Below are 3,554 nucleotides of genomic sequence, written 5' to 3' on the forward strand. Positions count from 1 at the left end.
CAAAAACATGGATGTTTTTGACGAGCCCCCATGGATGGGTTCACGGCGTGTCCCGTACCCCCCACCCCCCGGCCCCAAACACGTAGACCGTCAGCCGAAGGCTGTTCGCGACCAAACAAAAAGGGCACCGGAAACCCGATGCCCTGCAATGCTTTCAGCGATGAACTAAAAGGATCAGATCGCCTTGGCCAGATCCGATGCCAGGCCGATGTAGCCGCCCGGGGTCAGGGTGCGCAGTTCCTGCTTGGCGCTTTCCGGCAGGTCGAGGGATTCCACGAAGGCCTTCATCGACTCGGCGGTGATGCCCTGGCCGCGGGTCAGGGCCTTGAGCTGTTCGTAGGGGTTGGGCAGGCCGTAGCGGCGCATGACCGTCTGGACCGCTTCGGCCAGGACTTCCCAGGAGGCGTCCAGGTCGGCGTCCAGGCGCTCCGGGTTCACGGTCAGCTTGCCCAGGCCCTTCGCCAGCGAGTCCAGCGCCACCTGGCTGTGGCCGAAGGCCGTGCCTACCGCGCGCAGCACGGTCGAGTCGGTGAGGTCGCGCTGCCAGCGGCTGATCGGCAGCTTGGCGCTGAAGTGCTCGAACAGCGCGTTGGCGATGCCGAAGTTGCCTTCCGCGTTCTCGAAATCGATCGGATTGACCTTGTGCGGCATGGTCGAGGAGCCCACTTCGCCTTCCTTCAGCTTCTGCTTGAAGTAGCCCAGCGAGATGTAGCCCCAGATGTCACGGGCCAGGTCGATCAGGATGATGTTGGCGCGGCGCGCCGCATCGCCGATCTCGGCGATGTTGTCGTGCGGTTCGATCTGGGTCGTGTACGGGTTGAACACCAGGCCCAGGCTTTCCACGAAGCGCTGCGCGAAGGCCGGCCAGTTCACGTCCGGGTAGGCGATCACGTGGGCGTTGTAGTTGCCCACCGCACCGTTGATCTTGCCGGTGAACTCCACCGCTGCGATCTGGCGGCGCTGGCGCTCCAGGCGCGCCACCACGTTGGCCACTTCCTTGCCCAGCGTGGTTGGCGAGGCGGTCTGGCCGTGGGTGCGCGACAGCATCGGCTGGTCGGCCTGGGCGTGGGCGAGGGCGCGCAGGCTGGCGGCGATGCCGTCCAGGCTCGGCAGCAGCACTTCGCGACGGGCCTGTTCCAGCATCAGCCCGTAGCTGAGGTTGTTGATGTCTTCACTGGTGCAGGCGAAATGCACGAATTCCAGCGCCGGAGCCAGCTCCGCGTCATCCTTCAGCTGTTCCTTGATGAAGTATTCCACCGCCTTCACGTCGTGATTGGTGGTGCGCTCGATTTCCTTCACCCGCGCCGCATGGGCCGGCGAGAAGCCGTCGGCCAGGGCGCGCAGGCGCGCGGCGGCAGCCGGGGCGAACGGGGCCAGCTCGACGATGCCCGGTTCATTGGCCAGGGCCAGCAGCCATTCCACTTCCACCTTCACGCGGGCCTTGATCAGGCCATATTCGGAGAAGATCGGACGCAGCGCGTCGACCTTGCCGGCATAGCGGCCATCGAGCGGGGACAGGGCAAGCAGGGCGAATTCGGACATGGCGGGCGCAGGCAGGGGCGGCGGGGGCAACATTATACGGGTATGCAGCCCCCGCCATTGCGGGGTATCGTGACCGCTGCCGCCAGCCAGGAAGCGCTCCTTCGCCAGCCGCCGCTTCCTTTCCCCAACAAGAAGTAGTGCGGAGTCAACGAAATGAGCAAAGCAGCAACAAAGCGCCCCCTGCAGGCGTTCCGCGTCGAGCACGACAGCATGGGTGAACTGCAGGTGCCTGCAGACGCCTTGTGGGGCGCGCAGACCCAGCGTGCGGTCGAGAACTTCCCGGTCTCCGGCCAGCGCATGCCGCGCGGCTTCATCCGCGCCCTGGGCCTGGTGAAGGGCACCGCGGCGGCGGTCAACGCCGAGCTGGGCCACCTGCCGAAGAACATCGCCAAGGCCATTGAGCTGGCCGCCGCCGAGGTGGCCAGCGGCGAACATGACGCGCATTTCCCGATTGACGTGTACCAGACCGGCTCGGGCACCTCGTCGAACATGAATGCCAACGAGGTCATCGCCACCCTGGCCAACCGCGCCGGCAAGGCTGGAAAGACCGCGGTGCACCCGAACGACCACGTCAACCAGGGGCAGAGCTCCAACGATGTGATCCCCACCGCGCTGCGCGTCTCGGCCCTGTTGGGCGTGCACGAGGAACTGCTCCCGGCGCTGGTGCACCTGCGCAAGACCATCGACAAGAAGGGCCGCGGCCTGCGCAAGGTGGTCAAGACTGGTCGTACGCACCTGATGGATGCGATGCCGCTGACCTTCGAGCAGGAGTTCGGCGCGTGGTCGGCGCAGCTGGCCTCAGCACAGGAGCGGCTGGAAGATGCGCTCAAGCGCCTGCGCCGCCTGCCGCTGGGCGGCACCGCCATCGGCACGGGGATCAATGCAGACCCGCGTTTTGGTGAGCGCGTGGCCAAGCGTCTGAAGCAGCAGACCGGCGTGCGCTTTGACAGCGCCGAGAACAAGTTTGAAGGGCTGGCCGCGCAGGACGACGCGGTGGAGCTTTCGGGCCAGCTCAATGCGCTGGCGGTGGCACTGATCAAGATCGCCAACGACCTGCGCTGGATGAATGCCGGTCCGCTGGCGGGCCTGGGTGAGATTGAACTGCCGGCGCTGCAGCCGGGCAGCTCGATCATGCCGGGCAAGGTCAATCCGGTGATTCCGGAAGCGACGGTGATGGTGTGCGCGCAGGTGATCGGCCACCACACCGCGATCACGGTGGCGGGGCAGACCGGCAATTTCCAGTTGAACGTGACCCTGCCACTGGTGGCGGCGAACCTGCTGGACGGCATTGGCCTGCTGGCCAACATCTCGCGCCTGCTGGCCGACACCGCAATTGTGGGCCTGAAGGTGCGCGAGGACCGCGTGCGCGAGGCGCTGGGCCGCAACCCGATCCTGGTCACCGCACTGAACCCGATCATCGGTTACGAAAAGGCCGCCGCAATTGCCAAGCGCGCCTACAAGGAACAGCGCCCGGTGCTGGACGTGGCCAAGGAAGACAGCGGCCTGAGCGAAGCCGAACTGCGCCGCCTGCTCGATCCAGCCGCGCTGACCGCCGGCGGCATTCACGCCGGCGGTGGTTCGGGCGGTGGTGGTTGATCGCGTAAAGCGTGCGATTGCACACGATGCTTGGAGCCGGGCTTTGCCCGGCTTCATGCATTTGGGCGAACAGCCGGTGGTTCACGGCATCTCTGGTTTGGCGGGTCGGGGCGGGCGTTCCGGGGGACGCTGCAAGTACGTCCATGTAAGCTCGATCGCCGCATCCATGCGGCTCACGCCCCCTCCAGCCCACCCCGAACCGCCACGACAGATGGTCGGTGGCCATCGCAAATCAAAAGCACGTAGCCCCGGTAGCGTCGGTCGACAGACGACGGCCGTGAAACGGGCAACATTCGTTAACGCATGACCCCGGATCAACATCGCCGTTGCTTCGGCATTTCCCATGGCTACCGACCACGTATCGAAGGGCCATCGGATGGGGGGTACGGGACCGTTGAAAACATGGATGTTTTCGA

General features: G+C 65.7%; 2 protein-coding genes. One reads left to right on the plus strand and one right to left on the minus strand.

Features of this window, described 5'->3' with window-relative positions:
* Positions 1-174 precede the first annotated feature (174 nt).
* A complete protein-coding gene (gene purB / locus RT551_RS21460; protein WP_313462227.1) occupies positions 175-1,542 on the minus strand; it encodes an adenylosuccinate lyase in 1,368 nt (455 codons plus the stop codon).
* Between the two features lie 153 nt (positions 1,543-1,695).
* On the opposite strand from purB, the gene RT551_RS21465 reads away from it, so the two are divergent.
* On the plus strand, positions 1,696-3,138 hold the full coding sequence (locus RT551_RS21465) for a class II fumarate hydratase (RefSeq protein ID WP_313462228.1): 1,443 nt from the start codon (positions 1,696-1,698) through the stop codon (positions 3,136-3,138).
* The last annotated feature ends 416 nt before the right edge of the window (positions 3,139-3,554 follow it).

The organism is Stenotrophomonas sp. (assembly GCF_032103445.1).
Lineage (GTDB): Bacteria > Pseudomonadota > Gammaproteobacteria > Xanthomonadales > Xanthomonadaceae > Stenotrophomonas.